Annotated in this window: 20 protein-coding genes and 1 tRNA gene; 6 read left to right on the top strand and 15 right to left on the bottom strand. The window is 43.1% G+C overall.

What is annotated here, in order from left to right:
- Positions 1-45: 45 nt before the first annotated feature.
- The 4 genes from ACFOWS_RS01620 to hppD all read right to left on the bottom strand — a co-directional run bounded on the left by ACFOWS_RS01620 (position 46) and on the right by hppD (position 4,808).
- Complete coding sequence (locus tag ACFOWS_RS01620) at positions 46-915, bottom strand: flavin reductase family protein (RefSeq protein WP_379762184.1); 870 nt, start codon at positions 913-915, stop codon at positions 46-48.
- Between the two features lie 121 nt (positions 916-1,036).
- The gene (gene fahA / locus ACFOWS_RS01615) at positions 1,037-2,257 is read right to left on the bottom strand and encodes a fumarylacetoacetase (protein WP_379762183.1); all 1,221 of its coding nucleotides are present in this window, start codon (positions 2,255-2,257) and stop codon (positions 1,037-1,039) included.
- A gap of 177 nt (positions 2,258-2,434) precedes the next feature.
- Positions 2,435-3,592 (bottom strand): homogentisate 1,2-dioxygenase, encoded by a 1,158-nt coding sequence (locus tag ACFOWS_RS01610; RefSeq protein ID WP_379762182.1) that lies wholly within the window; start codon positions 3,590-3,592, stop codon positions 2,435-2,437.
- Positions 3,593-3,674: 82 nt separating this feature from the next.
- Positions 3,675-4,808, bottom strand: coding sequence for a 4-hydroxyphenylpyruvate dioxygenase (gene hppD, locus ACFOWS_RS01605; protein WP_379762181.1), 1,134 nt, complete (start codon positions 4,806-4,808; stop codon positions 3,675-3,677).
- A gap of 177 nt (positions 4,809-4,985) precedes the next feature.
- Between hppD and ACFOWS_RS01600 the strand changes: the two genes are divergently transcribed.
- Positions 4,986-5,435 (top strand): MarR family winged helix-turn-helix transcriptional regulator, encoded by a 450-nt coding sequence (locus tag ACFOWS_RS01600; RefSeq protein WP_379762180.1) that lies wholly within the window; start codon positions 4,986-4,988, stop codon positions 5,433-5,435.
- Between the two features lie 35 nt (positions 5,436-5,470).
- On the opposite strand, the gene ACFOWS_RS01595 is transcribed toward ACFOWS_RS01600, so the two are convergent.
- Positions 5,471-7,150, bottom strand: coding sequence for a sulfatase family protein (locus ACFOWS_RS01595; RefSeq protein ID WP_379762178.1), 1,680 nt, complete (start codon positions 7,148-7,150; stop codon positions 5,471-5,473).
- Positions 7,151-7,462: 312 nt separating this feature from the next.
- On the opposite strand from ACFOWS_RS01595, the gene ACFOWS_RS01590 reads away from it, so the two are divergent.
- Positions 7,463-8,026, top strand: coding sequence for a hypothetical protein (locus ACFOWS_RS01590; RefSeq protein ID WP_379762176.1), 564 nt, complete (start codon positions 7,463-7,465; stop codon positions 8,024-8,026).
- Between the two features lie 48 nt (positions 8,027-8,074).
- Here the strand turns inward: ACFOWS_RS01590 and ACFOWS_RS01585 are convergent, their stop codons facing one another.
- The 8 genes from ACFOWS_RS01585 to ACFOWS_RS01550 form a co-directional block, all read right to left on the bottom strand.
- Positions 8,075-9,574, bottom strand: coding sequence for a serine hydrolase (locus ACFOWS_RS01585; RefSeq protein WP_379762174.1), 1,500 nt, complete (start codon positions 9,572-9,574; stop codon positions 8,075-8,077).
- Positions 9,575-9,642: 68 nt separating this feature from the next.
- Entirely contained in the window at positions 9,643-10,248 is a 606-nt protein-coding gene (locus tag ACFOWS_RS01580) for an SET domain-containing protein (protein WP_379762172.1), read from the bottom strand.
- A 99-nt stretch (positions 10,249-10,347) separates the two neighbouring features.
- Complete coding sequence (locus tag ACFOWS_RS01575) at positions 10,348-10,674, bottom strand: DMT family transporter (protein WP_379762171.1); 327 nt, start codon at positions 10,672-10,674, stop codon at positions 10,348-10,350.
- A 109-nt stretch (positions 10,675-10,783) separates the two neighbouring features.
- Entirely contained in the window at positions 10,784-11,950 is a 1,167-nt protein-coding gene (locus ACFOWS_RS01570; protein ID WP_379762170.1) for an MFS transporter, read from the bottom strand.
- Entirely contained in the window at positions 11,947-12,603 is a 657-nt protein-coding gene (locus ACFOWS_RS01565; protein ID WP_379762169.1) for a hypothetical protein, read from the bottom strand. The genes ACFOWS_RS01570 and ACFOWS_RS01565 overlap by 4 nt, the downstream gene beginning before the upstream one ends.
- Before the next feature lie 46 nt (positions 12,604-12,649).
- The gene (locus ACFOWS_RS01560) at positions 12,650-13,114 is read right to left on the bottom strand and encodes a hypothetical protein (RefSeq protein WP_379762168.1); all 465 of its coding nucleotides are present in this window, start codon (positions 13,112-13,114) and stop codon (positions 12,650-12,652) included.
- A 41-nt stretch (positions 13,115-13,155) separates the two neighbouring features.
- Positions 13,156-15,990 carry a DNA polymerase I gene (polA, locus tag ACFOWS_RS01555; RefSeq protein ID WP_379762167.1) on the bottom strand — a complete coding sequence of 945 codons (2,835 nt, stop codon included), beginning with the start codon at positions 15,988-15,990 and terminating at the stop codon, positions 13,156-13,158.
- Between the two features lie 172 nt (positions 15,991-16,162).
- Complete coding sequence (locus tag ACFOWS_RS01550; protein WP_379762166.1) at positions 16,163-17,155, bottom strand: isoaspartyl peptidase/L-asparaginase family protein; 993 nt, start codon at positions 17,153-17,155, stop codon at positions 16,163-16,165.
- 41 nt (positions 17,156-17,196) lie between these two features.
- Here ACFOWS_RS01550 and ACFOWS_RS01545 point away from each other — a divergent pair, with 41 nt between their 5' ends.
- The 3 genes from ACFOWS_RS01545 (at position 17,197) to ACFOWS_RS01535 (ending at position 19,588) form a co-directional block, all read left to right on the top strand.
- Positions 17,197-17,916, top strand: coding sequence for a copper homeostasis protein CutC (locus tag ACFOWS_RS01545; protein WP_379762164.1), 720 nt, complete (start codon positions 17,197-17,199; stop codon positions 17,914-17,916).
- Positions 17,917-17,971: 55 nt separating this feature from the next.
- A complete protein-coding gene (locus ACFOWS_RS01540; protein ID WP_379762163.1) occupies positions 17,972-19,204 on the top strand; it encodes a metallophosphoesterase in 1,233 nt (410 codons plus the stop codon).
- An 87-nt stretch (positions 19,205-19,291) separates the two neighbouring features.
- Entirely contained in the window at positions 19,292-19,588 is a 297-nt protein-coding gene (locus ACFOWS_RS01535) for a thioredoxin family protein (protein ID WP_036382448.1), read from the top strand.
- A gap of 22 nt (positions 19,589-19,610) precedes the next feature.
- Here the strand turns inward: ACFOWS_RS01535 and ACFOWS_RS01530 are convergent, their stop codons facing one another.
- Positions 19,611-22,946 carry a glycosyltransferase family 117 protein gene (locus tag ACFOWS_RS01530; RefSeq protein ID WP_379762162.1) on the bottom strand — a complete coding sequence of 1,112 codons (3,336 nt, stop codon included), beginning with the start codon at positions 22,944-22,946 and terminating at the stop codon, positions 19,611-19,613.
- A 168-nt stretch (positions 22,947-23,114) separates the two neighbouring features.
- Between ACFOWS_RS01530 and ACFOWS_RS01525 the strand changes: the two genes are divergently transcribed.
- Positions 23,115-23,186 (top strand) — tRNA-Gln (locus tag ACFOWS_RS01525).
- Positions 23,187-23,252: 66 nt separating this feature from the next.
- Here ACFOWS_RS01525 and ACFOWS_RS01520 read toward each other — a convergent pair.
- Positions 23,253-25,523, bottom strand: coding sequence for a xanthine dehydrogenase family protein molybdopterin-binding subunit (locus ACFOWS_RS01520; RefSeq protein WP_379762161.1), 2,271 nt, complete (start codon positions 25,521-25,523; stop codon positions 23,253-23,255).
- Positions 25,524-25,545 lie beyond the last annotated feature (22 nt).

Raw genomic sequence — 25,545 nt, 5'->3', positions numbered from 1 at the left:
TGTATGAAATGGTTATCAACTTTTTATGGGTTGAATAGATCGTTGTTAATTATTCTCCCCAAACAACAAATACGCCATCGCCTTTTCTGTATCACCCACTTCCAATAGTTGTTGGGCCAAGGTATGCAACTCGGACTTGGAAGCTTTTTCCAAGCCTTCCTTCTCAATGATCGCTTTTATTTCCTTCGTAGAAGGAACACGTTCCAAATTTCCCAAACGGCCTAAATTGTTACCGGTAAGCACCGTGCTTTCCCGAATGCCTTTGGGCAAGGCGTCCACACCAATGCCATGGGTACGGATGGGTTTCGGAATCTCAAACAACGATTCTCTGATGGCTCGGATGTACCAGTTACCACCCATACGGCCCACCAAATCCAGTTTTTCGGTGTCCAGCACCCCATTGGTAAAGTAATCATCGTTTACATGGATCATATCAACCTGTACAATGACCAAGTTTCCGGCACCCGGTGTTTGTGCTAGTTCAACCACCTCCAAAACGGTGCACTCAAAAGATACGGGCGCTTCGCCCACGCGTGGCGGTTTCACTTTTACACTGGGGACTTCGGTAAAACCTGCTTTCACGAATTCGTTCACCCCTTTGTCATACGCCGTGCTGGAGAGCGACATTTGCTCGGCCATGGCATGGTTCACCACATTGATAACCACTTGGGGCACTTCCACTACATTTTGATGGGTATGTTTTAGGGAATTGTCCCTACCGCTTCGGGCCGGGGAAAATATCATAACGGGTGGACTGGAGCTGAACATGTTGAAAAAACTGAAAGGGCTCAGGTTCACGTTGCCTTCCTTGTCCACTGTACTCGCAAAGCAAATGGGCCGCGGCGCAATGGCAGTAGACATGATACTATAAAGTTCTGGTTGGGACAATGTTTTGGGATCTAAGGTTTTGATCATCAATTCTATTCTATATCATTTCCACGAAGGTGGAAATCTATTTAATTATTATAAAGGTGACTGAGCGTAGTCGAAGTCACATTAAATTCACAGTGGTTTCGACTACGCTCAACCACCTAGATTATTTAGCCGGCAACACTTTAGTGGTCACTTCGCCAAATCCGACTCTAATATCGCCATTTTGGGCATACCCCCGCATTGTTATTGTATCACCATCTTCTATAAATTTGCGCTCGGTTCCATCTTTCAGTGGGATGGGTTTTGTGCCTCCCCAAGACAGTTCGAGCATGGAGCCAAAACTGTTTTCTTCTTGCCCCGAAATCGTTCCCGAAGCCATCATGTCCCCAACATTGATGTTACAGCCATTTACCGTATGATGTGCCAATTGTTGACTCATGTTCCAATACATATACTTAAAGTTACTTTGGCAAATTTTTGTTTCTTCACTGTTCTCTGGTTGGATGCCCACTTCCAGATGGATATCGTAGTTCTTTTCTCCTTCGTATTGAAGATACGGCAGTACTTTGGGTTCTTGTTTTGGTCCGTTTGTCCTGAAGGGTTCCAAAGCTTCCAGGGTTATGACCCATGGCGAAATGGATGAAGCGAAATTCTTCCCCAAAAACGGCCCCAGTGGCACATACTCCCATTTTTGAATATCTCTGGCCGACCAATCATTGAACAAAACCAGCCCGAAGATGTAGTCTTCAGCATCTTTTGTTGAAACGGATTCACCCAATTCAGTGTCTTTTCCACAGATAAAACCCATTTCCAGTTCAAAGTCCAAACGTTTTGTTGGTCCAAAAATGGGGGATTCCACACCATTGGGCATAGTTTGGCCTTTGGGACGATGAATGGGCTGTCCGCTCACAATTATTGAACTTGCCCTGCCGTGATACCCTACGGGTATATGTTTCCAATTGGGCAAAAGAGCATTCTCAGGATTGCGGAACATTTTTCCCACATTGGTGGCGTGCTCCAAGCTGGAATAAAAATCGGTATAATCGCCAATGGAGACCGGCATGTGCATTTGTGCCTCGGATTGCTTTACAAAGAGTTCGGGCTTTCCCGCCAAAATGGAATTATCGTCTTTGAGCCAATACTGAATCTTTTTTCGAACCCGTGTGGTGATTTCCTTTCCCAACGAAATAAAATCATTCAAAGTGTCTTTTTCCAGTAAGGCCGTGTTGAACTCAAAGACATCGAACTCAGCTAAAGCAGCCAAATCAAGGATGTGTTCTCCAATGCCTACGCCCACGCGAGGACTTCTATCCTGTGTGGAAAAAATCCCGAAAGGGATGTTATTAATGGAAAAATCTGAGTTTTCAGGTATTTCTATGATCATTCAAAAAACGTTTATGCCATTCCCATGGAAATGGGAGTCTATTTTAGTTATTTCGAACTGTCAGATTGAGCCTGCCTTTGTCGGCAGACAGGCGCAGTCGAAATCAAAGTGAGAAATCTCAATTTTGGATTTCTCAATCGGTACGCTCATTTCGAAATGACATTAAATCCATCAGTTCTACTCCAACCACGACTTGTAATACTTGCCATCATCAATTTTCAGGGCGTTCTCGGTAACCTTCAAAGGCTTAAAAGTATCAATCATCACCGCTAATTCCTCTGTTCCTTTTTTGCCGATGCTGGCCTCGTAAGTGCCAGGATGCGGCCCGTGGGGAATTCCCGCCGGATGCAATGAAATATAGCCTGGACCTATTCCTTTACGACTCATAAAATCACCATCCACATAATACAATACCTCATCTGAATCTATATTGGAGTGATTGTAAGGTGCTGGAATGGATTTTGGGTGATAATCGTAAAGTCTCGGACAGAACGAACACACCACAAAAGCACCGGTCTCAAAAGTTTGGTGCACCGGTGGTGGTTGGTGTACCCGCCCCGTTATGGGTTCAAAATTGTGGATGGAAAATCCGTAGGGATAGTTGTAACCGTCCCATCCCACTACATCAAAAGGATGTGTGGCATAGACCAATTGGTGCAACATGCCCTGTTTTTTGATTTTCATCAAAAACTCACCCTTTTCATCGAAGGTTTGAAGGTCTTTTGGCAATTTATAGTCGCGCTCACAGAAAGGGGAGTGCTCCAATAGTTGCCCAAACCAGTTTCGATAGCGTTTTGGGGTGTAGATGGGGTGGAACGACTCAGCATATAAAATGCGGTTGTCCTCTGTATCAAACTCAATTTGATAAATCATCCCACGCGGAATGATGAGGTAATCTCCATATTCAAAAGGGATATTTCCCAAAAAGGTTTTTAGGGTTCCCGAACCTTTATGGATAAAGAGCATTTCATCCGCATCGGCATTTTTGTAGAAATAGCTCGTAACGGATTTTTGTGGAGCTGCCAACCCTACATGAACGTCAATGTTTACCAAAAGTGGCTCTCGTGCTTCCAAGAAATCATCTTTGGGTGCTACATCAAAACCGATGAACTTACGGCTGGTAATGTTCTTTTCCACAGCAATTTTTGGACTCACATCCAAAGCTTTACCAATTTCCTTAACCTGAGTAGGTCTGTGGATGTGGTAGGAAAGCGAGGACATCCCATCAAATCCGATAGTGCCAAAAAGCTGCTCGTAATAAAGTCCGCCCTTGGGTTTCTCGAATTGGGTGTGCCGCTTTTGCGGAATTTTCCCGAGTTTATGATAAATAGGCATTTTTCTTTAGGTTTAGAGTTAGGAGTTCAGAGTTCAGAGTTCAAAAAATTCATAACTCAACACTCATCACTCATAACTATGATTAATGCAATGTGCCCCGAAGCTCTTGCTCACGCTCAATGGCTTCGAACAGTGCCTTAAAGTTACCTTTTCCGAAGGATTGTGCGCCTTTTCTTTGGATAATTTCGAAGAACATTGTGGGTCTGGGCTCCACAGGTCGGGTGAAAATTTGAAGCAAGTAGCCCTCATCATCACGGTCTACCAAAATACCCAGCTCTTTTAATGGGGCAATGTCCTCATCAATTTCCCCAACGCGTTCACCAACTACCTCATAATAGGTGTCAGGCACGCGAAGGAATTCGACACCACGACTTCTGAGGTCTCGGACGGTTTTTATGATGTCATCTGTGGCCACGGCAATATGCTGAACGCCTTCCCCTTCGTAAAAATCCAAATACTCTTCTACTTGCGATTTTTTCTTGCCTTCGGCAGGTTCATTGATCGGGAATTTGATACGTCCGTTACCGTTGCTCATCACCTTGCTCATTAAAGCGGTGTATTCGGTGGAAATGTCCTTGTCATCAAAAGAGAGAATATTTTTAAAACCCAATACATCCTCATAGAAATTGACCCAATGGTTCATTTTGTTCCAACCTACATTGCCTACCATGTGGTCCACAAATTTCAGTCCTGTGGGTGAGGGGTTGAATTCTGGAGTCTCCCATTTTTTAAAACCGGGTAGAAAAATACCATCATACGCTTTTCGCTCCACAAAAATATGTACTGTTTCACCATAGGTGTAGATGCCGGAACGGACCACTTTTCCGGTTGAATCTTTTTCTTCTTTGGGTTCCATATAGGATTTGGCGCCTCTTTCAATAGCGGCATTGTACGCATAGGTGGCGTCATCTACCCATAGGGCCACAACTTTTACCCCATCACCATGTTTGTCTATATGTTTTCCGATTTCAGTACCACTTTTAAGAGGAGAGGTAAGTACCAATCGGATTTTGTCTTGGACCACAACATAGCTTTCACGGTCTTTTAATCCAGTTTCCAATCCGGAATAAGCCAATGATTGAAAACCAAAGGCAGTCTTGTAAAAATGGGCGGCCTGTTTGGAATTGCCCACATACAATTCAATGTAGTCCGTGCCATTTATTGGCATAAAATCTTGGGCTTTGTTCGATGATTTTGGAAGTGTTTCTGTTTCCATTTCAGTAGATTTTTATATGTTGGATTGAATATTGTTGCTAATGCAACAAAAATAATCTTTTTTGGAACACAGCAAGGGTTTCTAGACCAAATTTTAGGTTAAAATTGGCATAAGATGCTGGTAAACCTTGGAATGTCATATAAAATGAATCCCTATTTTTGTGCTAATCGTTTACAAATGCTCAACCACATAGATGAAATACAGGGAATTGGATTGCACCTTGACCTAGTGCTCCGAAAAATCCAAAATGCCTACTTGCGGACGTTTGAGGAACTGAACGTGGAAATGACCATTGAGCAGTGGGTAATTTTGCACCGGATTTATGAGTTGGGTGATGAAGCCAGTCAGCGGGACATTGTGCAGAGCAATTTTCGAAACCGAGCTACCACATCACGCGTAATTGGTGGATTGGAGCGCAAGGGCTGGGTAGGTAAAACCCGTTTTGATGGGGATCAAAAACGGTTTAAGTTGGAATTGACACCGGAAGGGCAGGAGGTCATAGATTTGGTTATGCCCAAAGCGCTTCAATTGCGAAAGCTGGCTGTTAAAAACTTACAGCCTTCAGATTTTGCTACTTTCCTTGCAGTGTTGGATCAGGTTGGTGAAAACTATTCGCAAGAAGACTGATTGCATCTTTGAAATAACTTAAAGATTCGTTTTCGTTAAGGTGTAAAACCTATGGTTTCGCTCCGCTTAAAACCAATACGGTGTGCAACGATTTCAATCTTTTGGTCAGAGCGCACTGGAATTGGTCCGTTGTAGATTTTCCAAGGGGCATCCGATTCAAACCGATACCCTATTGATGCACCATCGGTAGCACAGGAAATATGTAGCAGTCCATCCGCAAACTCCAACTCTGGAGCAGCAGTCAAAGGTTGTTGTTGATTGGGCCAAAAACTTTCTATGAGTTCTTTTTCAGGCTGTAGCCCTGTATCGTCGATATGTTCAATCCAGTCGGTACAGGCCCGTCTCATTTTTTCCAATTGCTCCTGAAATTCCGGGTTTTGGGCAAGGTTATTTAGCTCGTGTGGGTCATTCTCTAGGTCGTAGAGTTCTTCTTTTTGTTTTGGATGGGCAAACCATACGGCTTGTTCGGGAGTCAATAGATTTTGTTCCTTCAATTGAAGCAGTTCTTGCATAATGGGCATTTGTTTTCGATACGCTACGTCTGAATACACGGGTTTATCCAATTCATAATTCCTGATATATTTGAACCTTTTGTCCCGTACTGAGCGCATGTGATCGGTAAATTCATCGAATCGGTCAGCCGCGCCAAACGCATATTCAGGTTCATTGGCACGCATATACTCGCCTAAAAAAGCCTTGCCTTCCATGTAATGCGGAGGCTCAATTCCGGCTAAGGAAAGCGTGGTAGGAGCTAGGTCGATAAAACTGATAATGCGATTATCCCTATGTCCATAAAACTCCCCATTGGGAAAACGAATGATCATGGGTACTTTTAGCCCGCTATCATACAGTACCCTTTTTTGTCGTGGCAAAGGACCTCCATGGTCCGTGTACCATACCACAATGGTGCTATCTAGGAGCCCATCTGATTTTAACGCTTCTAAGATTTGCCCTACTTTATTGTCCATCTCCAAAATGTTGGAGTACATGCGCCTAACATCCTTTTTGCCCACTTCCGTGTTGGGAAGGTAGGGAGGTACTGAAACTTCCAAGTATTTATCCACCCAAACCGAATCATTCGCTTTTGACCAAATTCTGGATTCGTGGGTCACCTCAATATTAAAAACAGAGAAAAAAGGAGTGTTGCGCGGTCGGTTTCTCCAATGCGCGGCGTCACTGCTCTCATCCCAGGCTGTCATTGTTTTCCTGAATTGATAGTCTTCTTTTTTGTTGTTGGTGCAATAGTATCCCGCGGTGCGAAGGTATTCTGTGAACATTTTTACTTCTTCCGGGGGTACAGCCTCATAATTGATACTCTCTGCGGGTTTGGATGCATAATTGTTGATGACTTCTTCTGAAACAGTGTCACTGAACCAAGGCCCTGTACGCATATGGCTGGCACCTATACTGTTGGCATACATTCCGGTGATGATGGAAGAGCGCGCAGGAGCACAAACAGGGTGGGGTGAAAAAAAATTATCATAGCAAACGCCTTCTGCTGCCAATTTGTTGAGTGCTGGAGTTACAATTGTGCTATCTCCAAAGGCTGGAATGTAAGGGCTTAAATCTTCGGCGACAATCCAAACAATATTAGGTTTAAAATCTAATTTAGGGTTTATGATGGCTGGCTGTGCATTTTCAATTTGTTGTTTTTTGGCATTTTTACAGGCCAAAATCAGGATGGAGAATGCTAAACAGAATAAAATTCTTTTCATGGATATAAGTTAATGGATTTTTGTTCAATAGTATACTTCTTCAAGAACATTTGATAATTGGGAGAGTGGTATAAAGAAAGGGTCACAGATCTTCAATAATATTGATAATCCGACGAGCAGCATCAAAAAAATAGGCTGATTCATAACTCCAAGTATTTTACAATACCACCCTCTTGTTTGTACCATTTTAACATTAAATAAACATTTGAATCCTCTCTGAAGATAATTTAGCATAGAAACTGGTGAATTTTATAGACGCACAGGTTGGAAATCAGCCCCAATTTTGCAGTGTATAATTAAATATACAGTGTTATGGAAAAAAATAGAATTTATCCGAATAAATGGCAGACCGTGCCTTTCTCATTTGATCTATTGAATCAGATAGAGAATAGGGGAAGGGCTGTCCAAGAATTGATTTTGAAAAATGAAGCTGCGACAGAACTCCATGTGTCTGAAATGAAATTGAACATCACCAGGTTTTCCGCTTTTGATATGGAAGGCAATGAGCATATTGTTTCTGATTTTAAGGGTCAAAGTGCAGTAACGCTGAAAGGAATTTCATCTGGAGAATTTTTACGCTCTAAAAATGTAGTTGCTCTTCCTGAAGGGACATATAGAACACTGCGCTTTTACTTAGCGAAGGAGGGCAACGAGTTTAGATACCGGGATGGTGTGCAAGAGTCAGTTGACCATTTTGACAGTCTGGATTTTACCATTGAAAATGGACTTCAGATTAAAGGAAATGAAGCCACTGAGGTAAAGTTGTGGTTTGACTTTGCTCCTTTCCTGTGGAGCAGTCATTTTAAGACTTTTTTGGATTTATTTAAAGGAAACAAAAACCCAAGGCCCCGTTTGGCGAACAGTTTCGGGAATTAATAGTAGCTATGAAATGGAAGAAAAGGCACCCAAAGTTGGGTGCCTTTTTTAATTTTGCCTTTCAAAGGTTTCTCCGAAAGCTTCAAATGATTTTACAGTGGCGTCCGTCCCAATGTTGAAATTAAAATCTATCGCTGCCCGATATGGATTTTCTTTGGTGGACATGAAAGTGTCATAATGCCAATGTTGGGTGGGCAACATCAAGAAATCATTGAAATTTACGGTCAATCCAGCGTCGGTGTTTTTTACCATCGCCTTGCCTAACATTGGGTGGGCATACTCACCTTCGTACTGCTCCAAAGGCAAAGTTGTTTTGGTATCCGCTACCTTTTCATCACGCAGTTTTTGATGATATTCTTTTTCCTGTTCCTTTAATTTGGAATAAAGTTGAAAGACTTCTTCGTGCCAATTCCTGCTATTGTCATCAAAAGCAAACAAATCCATGGATTTATAAAGTATGGCATGCCGTAATTCTGCATGGTCCATATTGGCAAACACATAAACGGCGACATCTTTATCCCTAATGATCCCACAGATGGCAATCAAACCACCGATGCTACCGGTATGAAAGTCCAGCTTTTCACCGCGATAATCATGTTGAAACCATCCCAAACCATAGGTTTTCCAGTGGGGCTTGGTCAACTGTTGCGTGGGGTAGAAGCTAGCATCGGTAACAAAGGCGTGGGGTTTGAAGAGATAATCGAAGGTGTTTTTGGATAAAATAGTATCATTTTTGACCACACCGTCATTCACCAAATACTTTAGGTAATTGGTAACATCCGACATACTGGACCAAATCATTCCAGCAGCACCGATTTGGTCCGCAAGATTGTAATCCACTTGGACGATTCCATCATCCAAATCGTTGAGATATGGCGTTGTATAGTTTCCTTTCTTAAAAATGTCGACGGATTTTGCCACGGCATCGTTCATACCAACGGGCTTAAAAATATTTTCAGTGACAAATGCTGTCCAATGTTGGCCGCTTACCGCTTGAATCACCTCACCGGCGGCAGCGTACATGATATTGTTGTAGTCAAACCCTCCCCGAACCGGATAGTTCTTTTCTGAAAGTGCAAATCGCTGAAGCGTTTCTTTGGTAGAAACACTGTCCACGGCCCAGAGCAAATCGGCTTGTTGGATTCCTAGATTGTGCGTGAGCAAATCCTGTACACGAGCTTCTTCAGTCAGATAGGCATCTGAAAGGTTAAAATACGGCAGGTGTTCACGGACTTTGTCCGTCCAGTTTAATTTACCTTGGTCGACCAGAATGCCCAGTGCTTGGCAAACAATGGCTTTGGTGGTGCTGGCCATGGTAAAGAGCGTGTGTTCATCCACAGGGGATTTACTTTCCAAATTTTTGACCCCGTAGGCTTTTTGGAACACGGTTTCACCATCCTTTACCACTACGGTGACCAATCCTGGGATTTCCCAATCGACCATACCTTTTTGAATCATGGCATCAAGTTGCTTGGTTTTTGCGTTTTGTGCAAGAGCGATTGTTGATGCACTTAGCACAATGGCCAAAAGGAGGGTTGTTTTTTTCATGGTTTAAAGGTTGGCGGTTAGCACACTAATATACAATCATTTTCAGTGGCGCGAAATGCTATTGTCCACTAAACATTGCTGTCGGTGCTGCGGTCATCATAAAAATTGGTGAGGATGGACTCCAGTTCCTCTTTTCCAGATACAATTCGCTCCACTTGGTCCCACAGACCTTCTGGGAGTAAGGGGCGAAGCGGTTGTTGCAATTGGGTAATGTTGCCGAAGACCTTCTCAATTTTTTTATCCCAGACCTTATAGTATTTCAACAAGTCATCTGGGTAGACGATTTTACGGCGGGTGCCCTCATCAGCGGCCCGAAAGGGAAGGGGGATGTTGAGGTAGCCATAATCATCTGTGAGTTGCTCCCCCGCATGGATATCGCGGATGGCAATCTCAAAATCGTAGGCGGTGGTGAGGCAGTTTGAGTTGAAACTGTGGTTCACATACCGGCCGTTGTCCCAACAAAGGATGTAATTGCCCTTGTTGTTGCGAAAGGTGTACGTATCAAGTATGTTTTGGTAGGTGGGGTCCATTTGTTGGAGTTCCAAGGGCGTGAACTCGCGGTCCAAACGGTCCAACACCCAAGTAATGGTTCCTGCGGGAATGAACTTGGTAGCCACCACGCCGTAGCCAATCTCACTGCTGATAAAACGTAATTCTGTATCGGGATGAATCATTCTATACTTCTTGAATTTTTAATTGAAGGTATAAAATAGTTGGATTGGTTTTGAAGTATTTTTTTGGAGCAAAATGTCCTTAAATAAACAAGTAACTTTTTAATGCGAAACGATTTTAAGTCCAACTAGTGATATTACCAAAGTGGTTAGGAAAAGCAATCGTAAAAAGGTGGTTGGTTCTTTAAAAACAAAAATTCCGACAAGAACCGTTCCCACTGCCCCAATTCCGGTCCAAACGGCGTATGCAGTTCCAATCGGAAGGGTTTGGGTGGCCTTTATTAAAAGTCCCATGCTTATAATAAGGGTCACCAAAAAACCTCCGTACCATAGATACATATCGGTTCCTGTGGACTCTTTTGCTTTTCCCAAACAAAAAGCAAAGGCCACTTCAAATAAACCAGCCACAATCAGTATAATCCAATTCATGTTTTACTAAAATTAAGTATTTAGCCTTCTAGTTTTCTTGGCTTTGATTAAAGATAGTGTTTTGTAGGATTTCTAATTCACCTGAATCATTCAAGCGGGAAATCAGGTTTTACCTTTTACGAACAAGCGCCAACAAACCCAAAAAGGGGCCTAAGGCCAATACCATGTACATCTTATTTGAGATGGTAAAGGTGTTTAGTGCATTGAGCAATTGAATGCTGACTATGGTAATGGCAAAACCGATACAATTTACGATGGTAAGTGCGGTGCCTTTGAGTTCAGGCAAGGCATTTTGAGCCACCAAAGTGGAAAACAAAGGCGAGTCCGCTATGACGACCATCCCCCAGTAAAGTAGAAAGGCTATAAATGCTGATTCTGAGGTTTGGGCAAATAGCAATGGCGAAACCAAACAGCATATTCCTGAGAGAAGTAGCGCCACAAAAGCCACCTTTTTTGTGCCTAAAGCCTGTGCTAAATAGCCGCCCAATACGCAGGCCAATCCCCCGATGGCAATGATGAAAAATGATAGCAGTGGAATGTTGAAAGTTGTAGCGGGATGTATAATGCTATACGTTTTCAGCATTAGGGGTACAAACGCCCAAAAGGCATACAATTCCCACATATGTCCAAAATAGCCAAAGGCTGCCGAACGAAATTTACCGTTTTGGAACACTTTTAAAAAAGCGGACAAGTGCAGTTTCTGATTCGGTTTTCGGAAGGGGCCGTCGGGGACCAAGCTTACCATCAACACCCCGCCCAACACGGCCAGGGATGAGGTGCCCACTAAGACCGATGCCCATGAGAGGGTATGGGTCACTTCTTTTAATAAATGGGGAAATGCGGTTCCCACAACCAATGCGCCGACCAAAAAGCCAAGGGATTTACCAAGGCCTTTTTCAAAATAGTCTGCGGCGATTTTCATCCCTACGGGATAGATGCCGGCCAGAAAAAAACCAGTCGAAAATCGAAAAGCAAGAAGGGACATCAATGAATTTCCTTCCCAAATCACCCCTAAATTGAACAAAGCGCCCAGCAATGCACAGCATAAGAATACTTTTGAGGGTGAAAACCGGTCTGCAATGGATAAAATGGCAAAGACCAAGGTCCCCATAATAAAACCGAATTGTACTGCCGAGGTTAAATGTCCCACTGCACTTTCAGTTAATCCAAAAGAGGACACCAAGTTGGGCATGACCCCATTCCCCGCAAACCAAAGCGATGTACAGCAAAACTGGGACACTACAATAACAGGGAGTATGATTTTTGATGGGTTCATTTACTTTTTTTCTTCTTAAATATGATTTTTAAATCGGAGTATAAGTAAAAACCAACAATTGTTAATGTTGCGATTGCAGTGAAGTAATTTCCTTGTTTTAAGACGAAAAAGATAGAAACGGCGATTAAAAAAAATGAAAGAGGATAGGTAATTGAACGCAATAGAATTTTTTTCCAGCCCCATTCTTTTTCGGTTGAGGAATTCTCAATCTCCATATCCAATAAATCATAGATTTCTTCCAATTGAATTTCTTTTTCCATTTTATAAATTCTGAAACCGATAATGACAAGAGTTCCGAGAAAAATGAAGCCAAACAAAATTTTCGGCCAATTTTGTGATAGGTCAAAATCATCAAAAACCCAATAAAACCATGGAATACAGGTAAGAATGCAGAATAGACTCAAAAATAGTCTGCCTGCTGGATTAATACGATCCGAAATTTTGATTAAATGGTCATCTTTGTTTAAGTCAAAATGAAAAATTGGATAAAACAGACCATTCCAAAAATTCATCTTCCAAACTTTTATTTCCCGATTTCCAATTTCACCAGATGGACGAGAATCTCTCTTTATTATTGTCCATAAATGGGTTTCAAAAGAATCGGTTTTCTTTTCCTCGATTAGTTTGACAATGTCTGATCTGGATATTTCCACAAGTAATTTTCGAATTGGTATTCAAGGATATTTTATGAGCAGGAGGTTAATTAAAGTTATTCAAACAAACATTGTTTATATCGTCAATTATTGCATATCCAATGAGAGATATTAGTGAAATGATGTAAAACATATAACAGAGGCGATAAGAGATTTTATAAAAAATTGAAGGTTTTATGAACTCAAACTCTATTGAATCTGCATTTCCATCAATTAATTTATGGGTTTGCTCAATTAACTTTTTTCTAGAGCGATCTAATAAATGCACTTCGGAATACAAAGAGGTTAAACCAAAAAGGATACCTAATCCAAGCGTAGATATTGAAATAATAAAGAATATAGATCTTAGCTGTGAAGTTTGGTCATCAGATTTAAATGAAACTATTATTCCAAAAAGGCCAACGGAAATGGTAATAATTGTTTTTAACCATGAATAATACTTTTCCTGTCTCTCATTTTGGGTTTCTTGTATTTCAAGAAGTTTTTTTTGCAATTCTTCTCTCGATGCCATTTCTCAATATTTGAATAAGCGGTCAAAATCAATATTAATCATCAATGCGCCTCCAACCAATTCTTGCCTACACCAACTTCCACGTCCAAAGGCACTGAGAGTTTATAGGCGTTTTCCATTTCGGATTTGATGAGTTTTTTCATTTCCTCCAACTCAGGTTTGTAGCAATCAAACACCAATTCATCGTGCACCTGCAGCAGCATCTTGGTCTTGTATTTTCCTTCGGAAAGCTTTTTGTGGATGTTGATCATGGCAATTTTAATAATGTCCGCAGCACTTCCCTGAATGGGTGCGTTCACGGCGTTTCGTTCCGCAGCTCCACGCACCACTTGGTTCCCCGCATTGATGTCCTTTAAATAGCGTCTTCGACCCAGAATGGTTTGCACATAGCCATTATCACGTGCAAAATCTACCAGTTCGCTCATATAATTGCGCAATTTGGGGTAGGTCTTGTAATAGGTGTCGATCAATTCTTTGGCCTCGGTACGACTCAAATCGGTTTGGTTGCTCAACCCAAAAGCGGAAACCCCGTAAATAATCCCAAAATTCACCGTTTTGGCATTGCTGCGCTGTTCGCGGGTCACCTCTTCAATTGGTACATTGAACACTTTGGATGCGGTGGAGGCATGAATATCTTCGCCATGTTTAAAAGCCGAAATCATGGTGTCCTCTTCACTCAAAGCCGCAATAATGCGCAATTCTATCTGGGAATAATCCGCAGCCAGCAAAACATGGTTTTCATCCCGTGGAATAAAAGCCTTTCGCACTTGCCGACCCCGCTCAGTTCGGATGGGGATATTTTGCAAATTTGGATTGTTACTGCTCAATCGACCTGTGGCGGCCACAGTTTGCATATAATCGGTGTGCACTCTACCGCTGTGTTTTTGTACTTCGTTAGGCAGGGCATCTACATACGTGCTTTTGAGTTTAGCAAGTCCACGGTAGTCCAACACGTTTCTGATAATCTCATGGTCTTTGGCCAAGTAGGAAAGTACATCCTCCGAGGTAGAGTATTGCCCCGTTTTGGTTTTTTTTGGCTTGTCTACAAGATTCAATTTTCCGAAAAGAATGTCACCGAGTTGCTTGGGCGAAGCAATATTGAACTCCTCTCCAGCATCTTTGTAAATTTTTTGCTCAAGTTCTGCGATGTCTTTCTCGAGTGCAGTCGATAGGTCTTTTAAATAGGCCTCATCCAAATTGATGCCCTCTCGTTCCATATCGGCAAGTACGCGAAGCAAAGGCACTTCAATATCCTCAAAAAGTTTGTCGGTTTTGGCCTCCTTCAACTCCGGTCTAAACTTTTGTGCCAATTGATAGGTGATATCAGCATCTTCCACGGCATATTCGGTCTGTTTTTCCAAAGGCACCTGCCGCATACTCAATTGGTTCTTTCCTTTTTTTCCGATGAGTTCGGTAATGGAAACGGGAGTGTAATTAAGATATGTTTCCGAAAGCACATCCATGTTGTGGCGCATATCGGGGTTGATGAGGTAATGGGCCAACATGGTATCGAACAATTTGCCTTTGACCTCTACGCCGTAGTTGAGCATCACTTTGATGTCGTACTTGAGGTTCTGCCCAATTTTTTCGATGTTTTCCGCTTCAAAGAAAGGTCGTAATTTTTCGATGAGCGGCATGGCATCGTTCTTTGTTTCGGGAAAGGGAACGTAAAAACCTTTACCGGCTTCCCAACTGAAGGCGATACCAACCAATTCGGCTTCTAGAGGATTGATGGAAGTGGTCTCTGTATCAAAACACACCGAAGTCTGGGCCATTAAGTTTTTCAAAAACAATTCCATGGCCAACCCGGGCTGAACCATTTGGTAAAAATGCTCCACATCGGCGATGGTCTTTCGGCCGCTATGGTCCTTAATGGTGGCAGCGGCTTCGGTTGGGTCTCCTCCAAATAGGGTAAACTGACCGCTCCCTGCTACTTTGGCTTCTTGCTTGGCGGTCTCGGTGCTGGTGACTTGGGTAGCGGGTTCCACTTCGCCTGAAAATATTTTCACAAATTGTTCCCTTAACCTTCGAAACTCCAGTTCCTCAAAGATTTTCTGTACTTCTTCGGCATCGGGCGGACACATTTCGTAGTCTTCGGCATGGAATTTTACATCACAATCAGTTTTGATTTCGGCCAATTGGCGTGAAAGTCGGCCCAACTCGGCATTCTCTTCCACCTTTTCCTTCATCTTACCTTTAAGTTGGTCCGTATTGCTCAACAGGCCTTCCAACGAATCGAACTGTTCCAGGAATTTTTTAGCGGTCTTGTCGCCCACACCAGGCAGGCCGGGAATATTGTCACTGGCATCGCCCATCATCCCCAAATAGTCAATTACCTGCTCTGGACGTTTCACCCCAAACCGTTTTTGTACTTCAGGAATGCCCCAAATTTCAATACCGTTGCCCATACGTGCCGGACGGTACATGAAGATATTTTCACTGACGAGCTGCCCAAAATCCTTGTCGGGGGTCACCATAAAAACCTTGTAGTTTTCTTTTTCGGCTTGTTTGGCGATAGTGCCAATAAGGTCATCGGCCTCGTAACCTTCCAATTCCACAATGGGAATTTTCATGGCCTTCAAAATCTGTTGGATATACGGAACGGCGATTTTGATGGCATCCGGGGTCTCATCCCGATTGGCTTTGTAGTCTTCAAACAGTTCGGTGCGCTCCACACTACCGCCTTTGTCAAAAGCCACTGCCAAATGGTCGGGTTGTTCCCGTTTTATGACATCAAAAAGGGAGTTCATAAATCCCATGATGGCCGAAGTATCCATCCCTTTGGAATTGATTCGTGGGTTTTTAATGAGTGCATAGTATCCCCGGAAAATCAAGGCGTAAGCATCGAGGAGAAAAAGTCTTTTTTGTTCGGACATGGTGTTCGGTTAGCAATTACAATTATCAATTAACAGTTTTCAATGGGCAGGATTTAAAAGTAGAAAAAAGAAACAAGAAACAAGAGTTAAGTTCAAGAGACAAGTTCAAGAGTCAAATACAAAAGACAAGTTCATCTTTGTTCCTGCTTCCAAAGGCGCAGCGGTCTTGATTCTAACTGTAAAAACTGCTCACTTGTCGATTCTCGTGTCCCTTCTCGCTGTATTCGCGATAGGTAAATCCCGGATGGACACAATAACCACCGGTTTCCCCATTTTTGTTGATGGCCAAAAAGCCAATCTGAAAATCTTTCCGACCTTCATTTTTCTTCATGATTCGTTTTACTCCTTCTTCACAGGCTTCTTGTGGGCTTTTCCCTTGTCGCATCAATTCCACGATCAAAAAACTACCTACGGTACGGATTACTTCCTCGCCGACCCCGGTTGCCGTTGCTCCGCCCACTTCGTTATCCACAAACAATCCGGCTCCGATAATGGGAGAGTCCCCAACACGTCCAGCAACTTTATAGGCCATACCGCTTGTGGTACAGGCTCCCGAAATATCTCCATTTTCGTCAATGGCCAACATACCGATGGTGTCGTGGTTTTCAATATTAATGGTGGTCTCGTATTTTGAGGTTTTTAACCATTCTTGGTATTGTTGTCGTGTACTTTCGGTTAGCAGGTCTTCTTTTTCAAACCCCTGTTCATACGCAAATTTTTCTGCGCCTTTCCCTGCTAATAAAATGTGTGGGGTTTCTTCCATCACTTTTCGGGCCACGGAAACGGGGTGTACAATATTTTGAAGGTAGACCACCGAGCCACAATTTCCATCTTTATCCATAATGCAGGCATCCAAAGTCACATTGCCATCGCGGTCGGGACGTCCCCCTTTGCCAACAGTTTCATTGGTTTCATCGGCTTCTTCAACCCGAACACCTTGCTCCACGGCATCCAAAGCAGTTCCTCCTGCGCTCAATACTTCCCAAGCTTTGCTGGTGGCATTGCCAAAATTCCATGTACAGACTACAATGGGTTTTATGGGTTGTTTTGGCGCTACTACATTTTCTTCAGTCTTGTTTTCTGTGTTGCAAGCGGTTAGGGTAGAGGCTGATACGATTCCAACTGTGGTAAGGCTGGAATTTTTAAGAAATTTGCGTCGTTTCATGGAAAGGGATGTTTATTTTTAAGGGTGATAAAGATAGCAATATGCTTGTAGAAGTTTGCGCCAATTCGCTGGAATCAGCTTTAAATGCCCAGAGTGCGGGTGCTGATCGGATTGAGCTTTGTTCCGAACTTGGGGTGGGGGGCATTACACCTTCCATGGGGTTGATAAAACTAGTGAAGGAGCGTTTGGATATTCCGGTTCATGTGCTTATCCGTCCACGTAGTGGACATTTTCATTATTCCATTACTGAGTTCGAGGTGATGAAGGCTGATATTGAAGCGTGTAAAGAATTGGGCGTAGATGGCGTTGTATCAGGAATGCTTCACAATAATTTTTCTATCGACGTTGAGGGAACCCGAGAGTTGGTGGAACTGTCAAGGCCCATGCATTTTACGTTTCATCGCGCGTTTGATTGGTTAGATCATCCTGAGAGTGCACTGGCAACACTCTCGCAAATAGGTGTTGATACTGTTCTTACTTCTGGCGGTACATCTTCTGCTGCGGACGCTTTGGAAATTTTAAAAACTTGGCAGTCTCAGACCTCTATTATAATAATGCCCGGTGGCGGTATCAATCTCACCAATGCCCGTAATTTTAAGGAAGCAGGGCTCCAGATTATCCACCTATCTGGAACTACCTTTGGCAATTCAGTAGATGTTTCTGGGAAAATCAGTATGAATTCGGCAAAACATTTGGTGGAAAATCAGGTAGGAATTACGAATACCATGCTGGTGCAAAGTGTGGTGCAGGCCGTTAAATAAATCCAAAATCCCTATTTTTTAGAAGATTAGCAATAGTTTTGCAGAAAGAAATTGCATGTCTCGTCTTATCATTCTAGGAATTTTTTATGTGGTGTTGGCTGTATATGGATTCCAAGCTTTTAAAACCTTATTCCGCAGCCCATGGATGCATTGGGCCTATGGATTTCTTTTTCTGGGTGCGCTGCTGTTTTTGGTGATTAAAATAATGACCTTACAGGCTAATGATGGCTTTAGGGGAACAGTGGCCGTTGCTGGTGGAATTTTTGCCGCTTTTTTCCTAATGGCCTTGGTGCTCGGCTTCTTTTTGTTGTTGGAGGATGTTATTCGACTTTTTGTGTTTGGTTATAACAAGATTGCCACTTGGTCCAGCTCGGAAACTGCCCATTTTCCTTCCCGAAGAAAATTCATCAGTGGTTTGGCCCTTGGTTTGGCCAGTTTGCCATTTGGGGCCATGTTGTATGGAATGTACCGCGGAAAATACAATTATCAGGTGTTGAAGTATGAACTGGAGTTCGATGATTTGCCCGATGCGTTCCACAACTATCAGATTACCCAGATTTCTGATGTGCACAGTGGCAGTTTTGATGATTACGACAAGGTGACCTATGGCGTTGATCTTATCAACAAACAGGAAAGTGATGTGATTTTCTTCACGGGGGATTTGGTCAACAACAGGTCTGACGAGTTGTACCCTTGGAAGGATGTTTTTTCCCGTTTGGAGGCTAAGGACGGTGTATTTTCCATTTTAGGAAACCATGATTATGGAGATTATACTTCGTGGAAAACCAAAGAAGCCAAAGCACAGAATCTTGAAGAGTTGAAGATGATGCAGAAGGAAATGGGCTTTGATTTGATGTTGAACTCCAATCGCTATTTGGAAAAGGGTGGGCAACGAATTGCTCTGCTCGGAGTGGAAAACTGGGGCCGCGGTGGATTTAAAAAGGCCGGCGACCTTCAAAAAGCCAAGGAAGGTATCCATAAAGACGACTTTAAAATATTATTGAGCCACGATCCTTCCCATTGGGAAGATGTGGTGCTGCACGATGATTATCACTTTCACCTAACCTTGAGCGGACATACCCACGGTATGCAGTTTGGGGTGGAGATTCCGGGATGGATAAAATGGAGCCCTGTGAAATGGCGCTATAAATATTGGGCGGGAATCTACAAAGAGTTGGACCAGTTCATCAATGTAAACCGAGGATTTGGATTTATTGGGTACCCTGGTCGCTTTGGCATTTGGCCTGAGATATCGGTAATCACGCTTAAGAAGAAAGGTTTAACGTGAATTTAACGAGCCTCAATATCGTAAAGCGATGACTTGATGTAATACTTTAACAATTTTTCTTACTTTTGACTGTAAACCATTGAATACATGTCAAAGTTTGGTGAACTCATAGATTTAAAGGTCCCTGTGTTGTTGGACTTTTATGCAGAGTGGAACGAACAGTCCACCTCCATGCACCCTGTTTTGCGCGATGTAGCGGCAGCCCTTGGCGATAAGGGAAAAGTGATAAAAATAGATGTGGACAAGAACAAGGAGCTTTCTCAAGCGCTTCGAATTAAAGGATTGCCCACGTTAATGATCTATAAAAAAGGAGAAATGGTCTGGCGACAAAGCGGAGAACAAGATGCCAATACACTGATTGGCATCCTAAACGAATATATTTAAAGCGAGGTCCACCTCGCTTTTTTTATGGTTCTACCCGGGCACCGTCCTGTACGGCCTCAATAGTGTCCAAAGGAATGGAATCTTCCAAATCTGGATTGGGTTCTAAAATAGGTTCCTCCAATACATCTTCCTCTTCACCTACAAATTGAGAGAACTTGTCGATGTACTCATTGAAGATCAGCGTTTCAGATTCTGCCAAATCCCTATCCTGGTTTTCAATTAGGATATCAATGTTCCTTCGATAGGCTTGCATGTCGGCCAAAATATCGTCAATCTTTTCATACTGTTCATCCAATGGAATATTGGCATAATACTCCAAATGCTCTTGGTAGACTTTCTTAAGTTTTTCAAAGAGCGCACGGGCCTTTTCTGTCTCACCAACTTTGTAATAACCATCAACAAAAGGTTCCACAAAGGCATAGAATCCATAGTGGTCAACAGGCATGTTGTTCATGGCAATGTCAATTACATTCTTGGCCTTATCAATTTTATTTTCGGCGATGAGTTGCTCCATTAAGCGGGCGATATTACTCCTGAACGACAACCCTTGCGAACGGGTTTGAGGGTCGTGGTAGATGTCCTCACTTCCAGAGTTGCCCCAATCCCAATCTGTCACAATATCGTACATAAGCTCTGTGTCAATTCGCCCCATTTCAAAGGAATTTCGGTTCTCGGTTTTGATTGGGACCAATTTATAGGCCAGCCCATCCAATTGGAGGTAATCTTTCATCCAAATGTATTCAGCACTGTCAAAACTTCCCCCTGAAAAATAGATGGGACGCTTCCAGTCATTATTGGCAATAAGATCCAACATTAAAATCCTATTTTTTGGCAAGATGCTCTGCGGAAGGTCAATGTCGATATAATCCACGATCAAAGCCGAATCCTTTTCCTTGACCAATCCACTTTCCAAAACATTTTTCTTATTGACCGGAATACGAATTTTGTTGGTAGGATAATAAATGATATCCAAGGTGCTTTGGGGATATTGACTAATATCGGCTCCTTGGCTCTCCAATAGGTGTCCAAATTTGGTCTGGGGTTTATCGCTGCCTACCCAGTTGATGAAGTCTTGAATGCTCCAGCGGTTGTCCGTGATTCCTCGATAATAGATGGCATCACGCGTGCCGTAGCGATATTTGTCATGGGTAAGTTGAGATGGTATGGGGTCGCTTTCATAAGCTTTACGCTTCATCTGGTCAATGTACCAATCTGTCGCAAAAAGGCTGGTATTTACAATTCGGACATCGGTTCTGTACTCCTCAATTTCCTGAACATACCATAAAGGGAAGGTGTCATTGTCTCCAATGGTGAACAAAATGGCGCCAGCATCCTCTTGGCAAGAGTCCAGATAGGCTTTTGCGGTGGCAGGAGCAGTGTATCGGTTAGACCGGTCATGATCATCCCAATTCTGGAAGCCCATCAACATAGGGACGGCCAACAAGCATATCGTGGCAATTACAGGGGCCGCTATCTTGGGTGCGATAAGTTTCCGGAATTCATCGAACAGGCCATAGACGCCAATGCCTATCCAAATACAGAAAATATAAAAAGAACCTACAAGTGAATAATCCCTTTCCCTAGGTTGAAAGATATAGGGGTTTGTATAAAACTGAATGGCGAGACCGGTAAACAAGAAAAATACGAGTAGTACCCAAAAGTGTTTCGGGTTCTTGGAAATTTGGAAAACAATTCCAATGATTCCCAAGAGCAATGGCAAAAAGAAATAGGTGTTCCTTCCTTTGTTGTTTTTCCAATCACTTGGGAGGTTTTCTTGGCTGCCCAGTCGAAGGCTATCCATAAAACCAATACCGCTGAGCCAGTGTCCATTTTCATCATACCTGCCTTGTACATCGTTCTGCCGGCCTACAAAATTCCACATAAAATAGCGCATATACATATACCCAAATTGAAATTCAAAGAGGTATTTTATGTTTTGCCAAACCGTGGGCGGCTCCACTTCAATATACTCCCCAAATTCACGTAAAAACCGGATGTATTGTTCGCTGTCCAGTTCTCCTTGGGAATAGGCGGTCTTGAACTGGCCCACTGCCTCCCTAAGTTCGTTGTTGGAGATATATTCGGATTTTATACGGAAGTCCAGGGCGCCAAAATAGCGCATGTAGTTTTCGGCATGCTGATCGCTCCACATTCTGGGCAATAGTCCCACATGCTTTTTGTTAGGACCTTGAATGGCATTTTCGTAGTGGTTTACGATAACGTATTTTCCGAGCTTATGGTCTTTTTCATATTTGGGACTGTCATCTTTATCTTCTCCTGCGGGAGCGAACGTATCAGAATAATAAGCCCCATAGACTGGACTTTCCACGCCGGGGTATTGTTCCCGATTGTAATAGGCCAAAAGTGCACGGGCGTCGGCTGGATTATTTTCATTTACCACGGTTTTTGCATTGGCACGGATGGGTAACATCAACCATGAAGAGAAACCGAGAAAGACAAACATCATACAGAGTACGATGGTATTTCCGGAGTAGTAATTGTGTTTTCGGGTGTATCGCAGTCCAAAGTAAAAAGCTGCAATAAACAGGAGTCCCATAATAATGGTTCCTGAGTTGAAGGGCAGTCCAATTTCATTGATGAAAAATACCTCGCTCCAACCAAAGAGTTCCAAAACATAGGTCAATGAAAATTTGTAAACCAATATCAACAGGCCTATGACAATGATATTGGCCAAAAGGAAATTCTTTACGGTAGTCTCCTTATATTTTTTGAAGTAGTACAGCAACCCTATGGACGGAATGGCCAAAAAGCCCATAAACTGGATTCCGAACGTAAGCCCAACCAAAAAACAGATAAGTAGAAGCCACCGATGTCCTCTCGGATCATCTAGATTATCGGTCCATTTTAGGCCCAACCAAAGTAAGAGGGCCATAATAAGGCTGGCCATGGCATACACTTCGGTCTCCACGGCGTTGAACCAAAAACTGTCTGAAAAGGTAAACGCCAACGCCCCAACCAGACCGCTACCCAAGATAGCAATGGCCTTGCTGTTGGTAATGGTTTTATCCTTGGCAATCATTTTCTGTACCAAGTTGGTTATGGTCCAAAAAGTAAACAATACGGTAAAAGCACTGGAAACTATGGATACGGCATTGACCATGAGTGCAATTTTGGAGGGGTCCCCAAAAGCGAACATGGCAAAAAAGGCACCGATCATCTGCAAAAGCGGAGCTCCTGGAGGGTGTCCTACCTGTAGTTTTGCAGAGGTTGAAATATATTCCCCGGCATCCCAAAAGCTTCCGGTGGGTTCAACGGTTATGGCGTAAACAATAAATGCTATGGCGAAGGAAATCCATCCAAGGATGGTATCCCATTTTTTGAAGTCTTTTGCAAACATAGAGATGGTTGTTAACCAAGTTGTGGCGAATTTAGTAAATATCAGAGAGAAGGTTCGCCCTTTTTGAAAAAGCTTTAACAGTAATGGAGCAAAAATTAGCGTGTAATCTTGCTAAAATATTTGTCGAAACCAAAGTTTGTTATAAATTTGCACGCTCAATTGTGGTACTGGCCTATGGTGTAATTGGTAACACAGCTGATTTTGGTTCAGTCGTTCAAGGTTCGAGTCCTTGTAGGCCAACAAAAACCCCTAAAATCAATGATTTAAGGGGTTTTTTATTATTGAGCTGAGACTCAGTATCCATCTTTAACCTATCAATGGAGGTCTATCCATAATAAATGGTTGGTGATAGTACCTTCTCCCCGTAGCTTTGTAAAGCGCATTGGCCAAAGCACCCATAATGGGTGGGAAAGGAGGTTCTCCCATTCCCGTTGGATCCACATCACTTTTCACAAAATGGGTTTCAATGGCTTTTGGGGCTTCACTATGTCGAATTAAGCGATACCTGTCAAAATTGGTCTGTTCAGGAGTCCCATCTTTGAAGGTCAGTCCACTGTACATAGCATGGCCAATTCCGTCAACTGCCCCACCTTCTGACAGATTTGAAGCAGCGTCAGGGTTTATCACTATACCACAATCAATAGCAGCAGTAACTTTTTGGACAACTGGGGTGTCACCTTCCATTACAATATCAAGTACTTGCGCCACATAACTTTGATGACAGAAATAAGCAGAAACGCCACGGGACACTCCAGCTTCATTTTGTTCCCAATTTGATTTTTCCCTTACCAATTCCAACACACCGGCATATCGTGAAGCATCATAATCATTGGACTCTGGACTACCCACAGGATTTTCTTCGGCACGTTTCAGCAATTCCAATCTGAAATCGATGGGGTCTTTGCCCATTACTTCGGCCAATTCATCCAAGAAAGACTGTTCTGCTCCAGCAATAAAATTGGAACGCGGTGCTCTAAACGCACCTGTGGTGATATTGGTATCAACCGTAAAATCTTCTGCCAAATAATTGTCAATGGCACCGGCAGGAAAGCGGTTGGCAAATAACGGGCTCTCTGGTATTCCACCCGCTTTCACATGAAACCCGATTAGGTTATTATCGGCATCCAATGCGGCGCGGTAGGTGGCGTAGTACGATGGTCGATAAATACCTTGGGACATATCGTCTTCACGGGTGTACATCAATTTTACGGGAGCTTTCATCCGTTGTGAAATAGCAGCGACTTCGACCATAAAATGACCGTACAATCTACGGCCAAAACCACCACCTTGACGGGTCATCTGAATGTCCACTTTTTCCAAAGGCAATCCCAAACGTTCTGCCACGGCTGGCTCCATCCATTCTGGGGTTTGGGTAGGCCCAAGCAACTCGGCATGGTCTTCGGTCACATTGGCAAAAAAGTTCATGGGTTCCATGGTATTGTGGGCCAAGAATGGACAACTGTAACTTCGTTCAATAATTTTGTCCGCACCTCTAAACGCTTGCTCTGGGTTCCCATCCCTTCGGGCGACCTTAGCATTGCGTGCAATCAATTCTTTTAATTGTGCAGTATGGCTATCAGAATTTTCCATGCCAGCGGGATGTTTCACTTCCATTGCATTCCCGAACAACGTAAGGTTTTGGGTTGTGTCCGGTGCATCTTCCCATTCAATATTCAATGCTTTTTTAGCCTGAAATACTTGCCAAGTCGTTTCTCCCACAACCACGACCACTTCATTAAAGGCGGTAAAATGAAACGCCATTTTATCAAAGTCATCATCATATAATTTTATGGAAAAAACATCACGAATACCGGGGATTTGTTTGGCCTCTTCGGCATCAAAGGATTTTAATCGTTTACCGAAAGCTGGTGGGTGTACCAAGGATGCAATCAACATACCTTCGCGTTGAACATCAATGCCAAATAAGGGTTTGCCGGTAACTATATTTTTACCATCCACATTTTTTCGTGATGTACCGATTATGGAAAATTCTGACCTTTCTTTGAGTTCAACTTCTTCGGGCACCTCTATTTGCGCCGCTGCGGAAGCCATTTCTCCATAACCCGCTGAATTGCCACTGGCCTCATGTGATAAAACTCCAGCTATTGCAGTAATTTCACTGGCAGGGACCTGCCAAGCTTGGGCAGCAGCTTCTTTTAACATATGCCTAGCGGTAGCTCCCGCCATACGTAGGTTCTGCCAAGAGCTGCTGATGGACCTACTGCCTCCAGCGACTTGCCAGCTATACAAATTGGTGTTGAGCGGCGCCTGTTCTACGACCACATTTTTCCAGTCTATCTCCAGTTCGTCCGCTACGATCATGGGCATGGATGTTCGTACATTTTGACCAATCTCAGGGTTGGGGGACATAATGGTCACTACGCCATTATCGCCAATTTTTAGGTAGCCATTCATTTCATACCATTCTTCGGGCATTTCCAATTCCATGGCAACGGCTTCGGCAACCTTGGGTTTGCAAGCATTAAAAAAGCTGAAACCGAGAACCAATCCACCCCCAGCCAAACTGGTGTTTTTAATAAAGGCCCTACGACCTATTTGTGTTTTTATGAGTGTCATTTTTTTAAAAGTTTAGGGTGAA

It is taken from the genome of Flagellimonas marina, from assembly GCF_042651185.1.
Lineage (GTDB): Bacteria > Bacteroidota > Bacteroidia > Flavobacteriales > Flavobacteriaceae > Flagellimonas > Flagellimonas marina.
The sequence above is the reverse complement of the archived record's forward strand: the minus strand, read 5'-3'. Positions and strand labels throughout refer to the sequence as shown.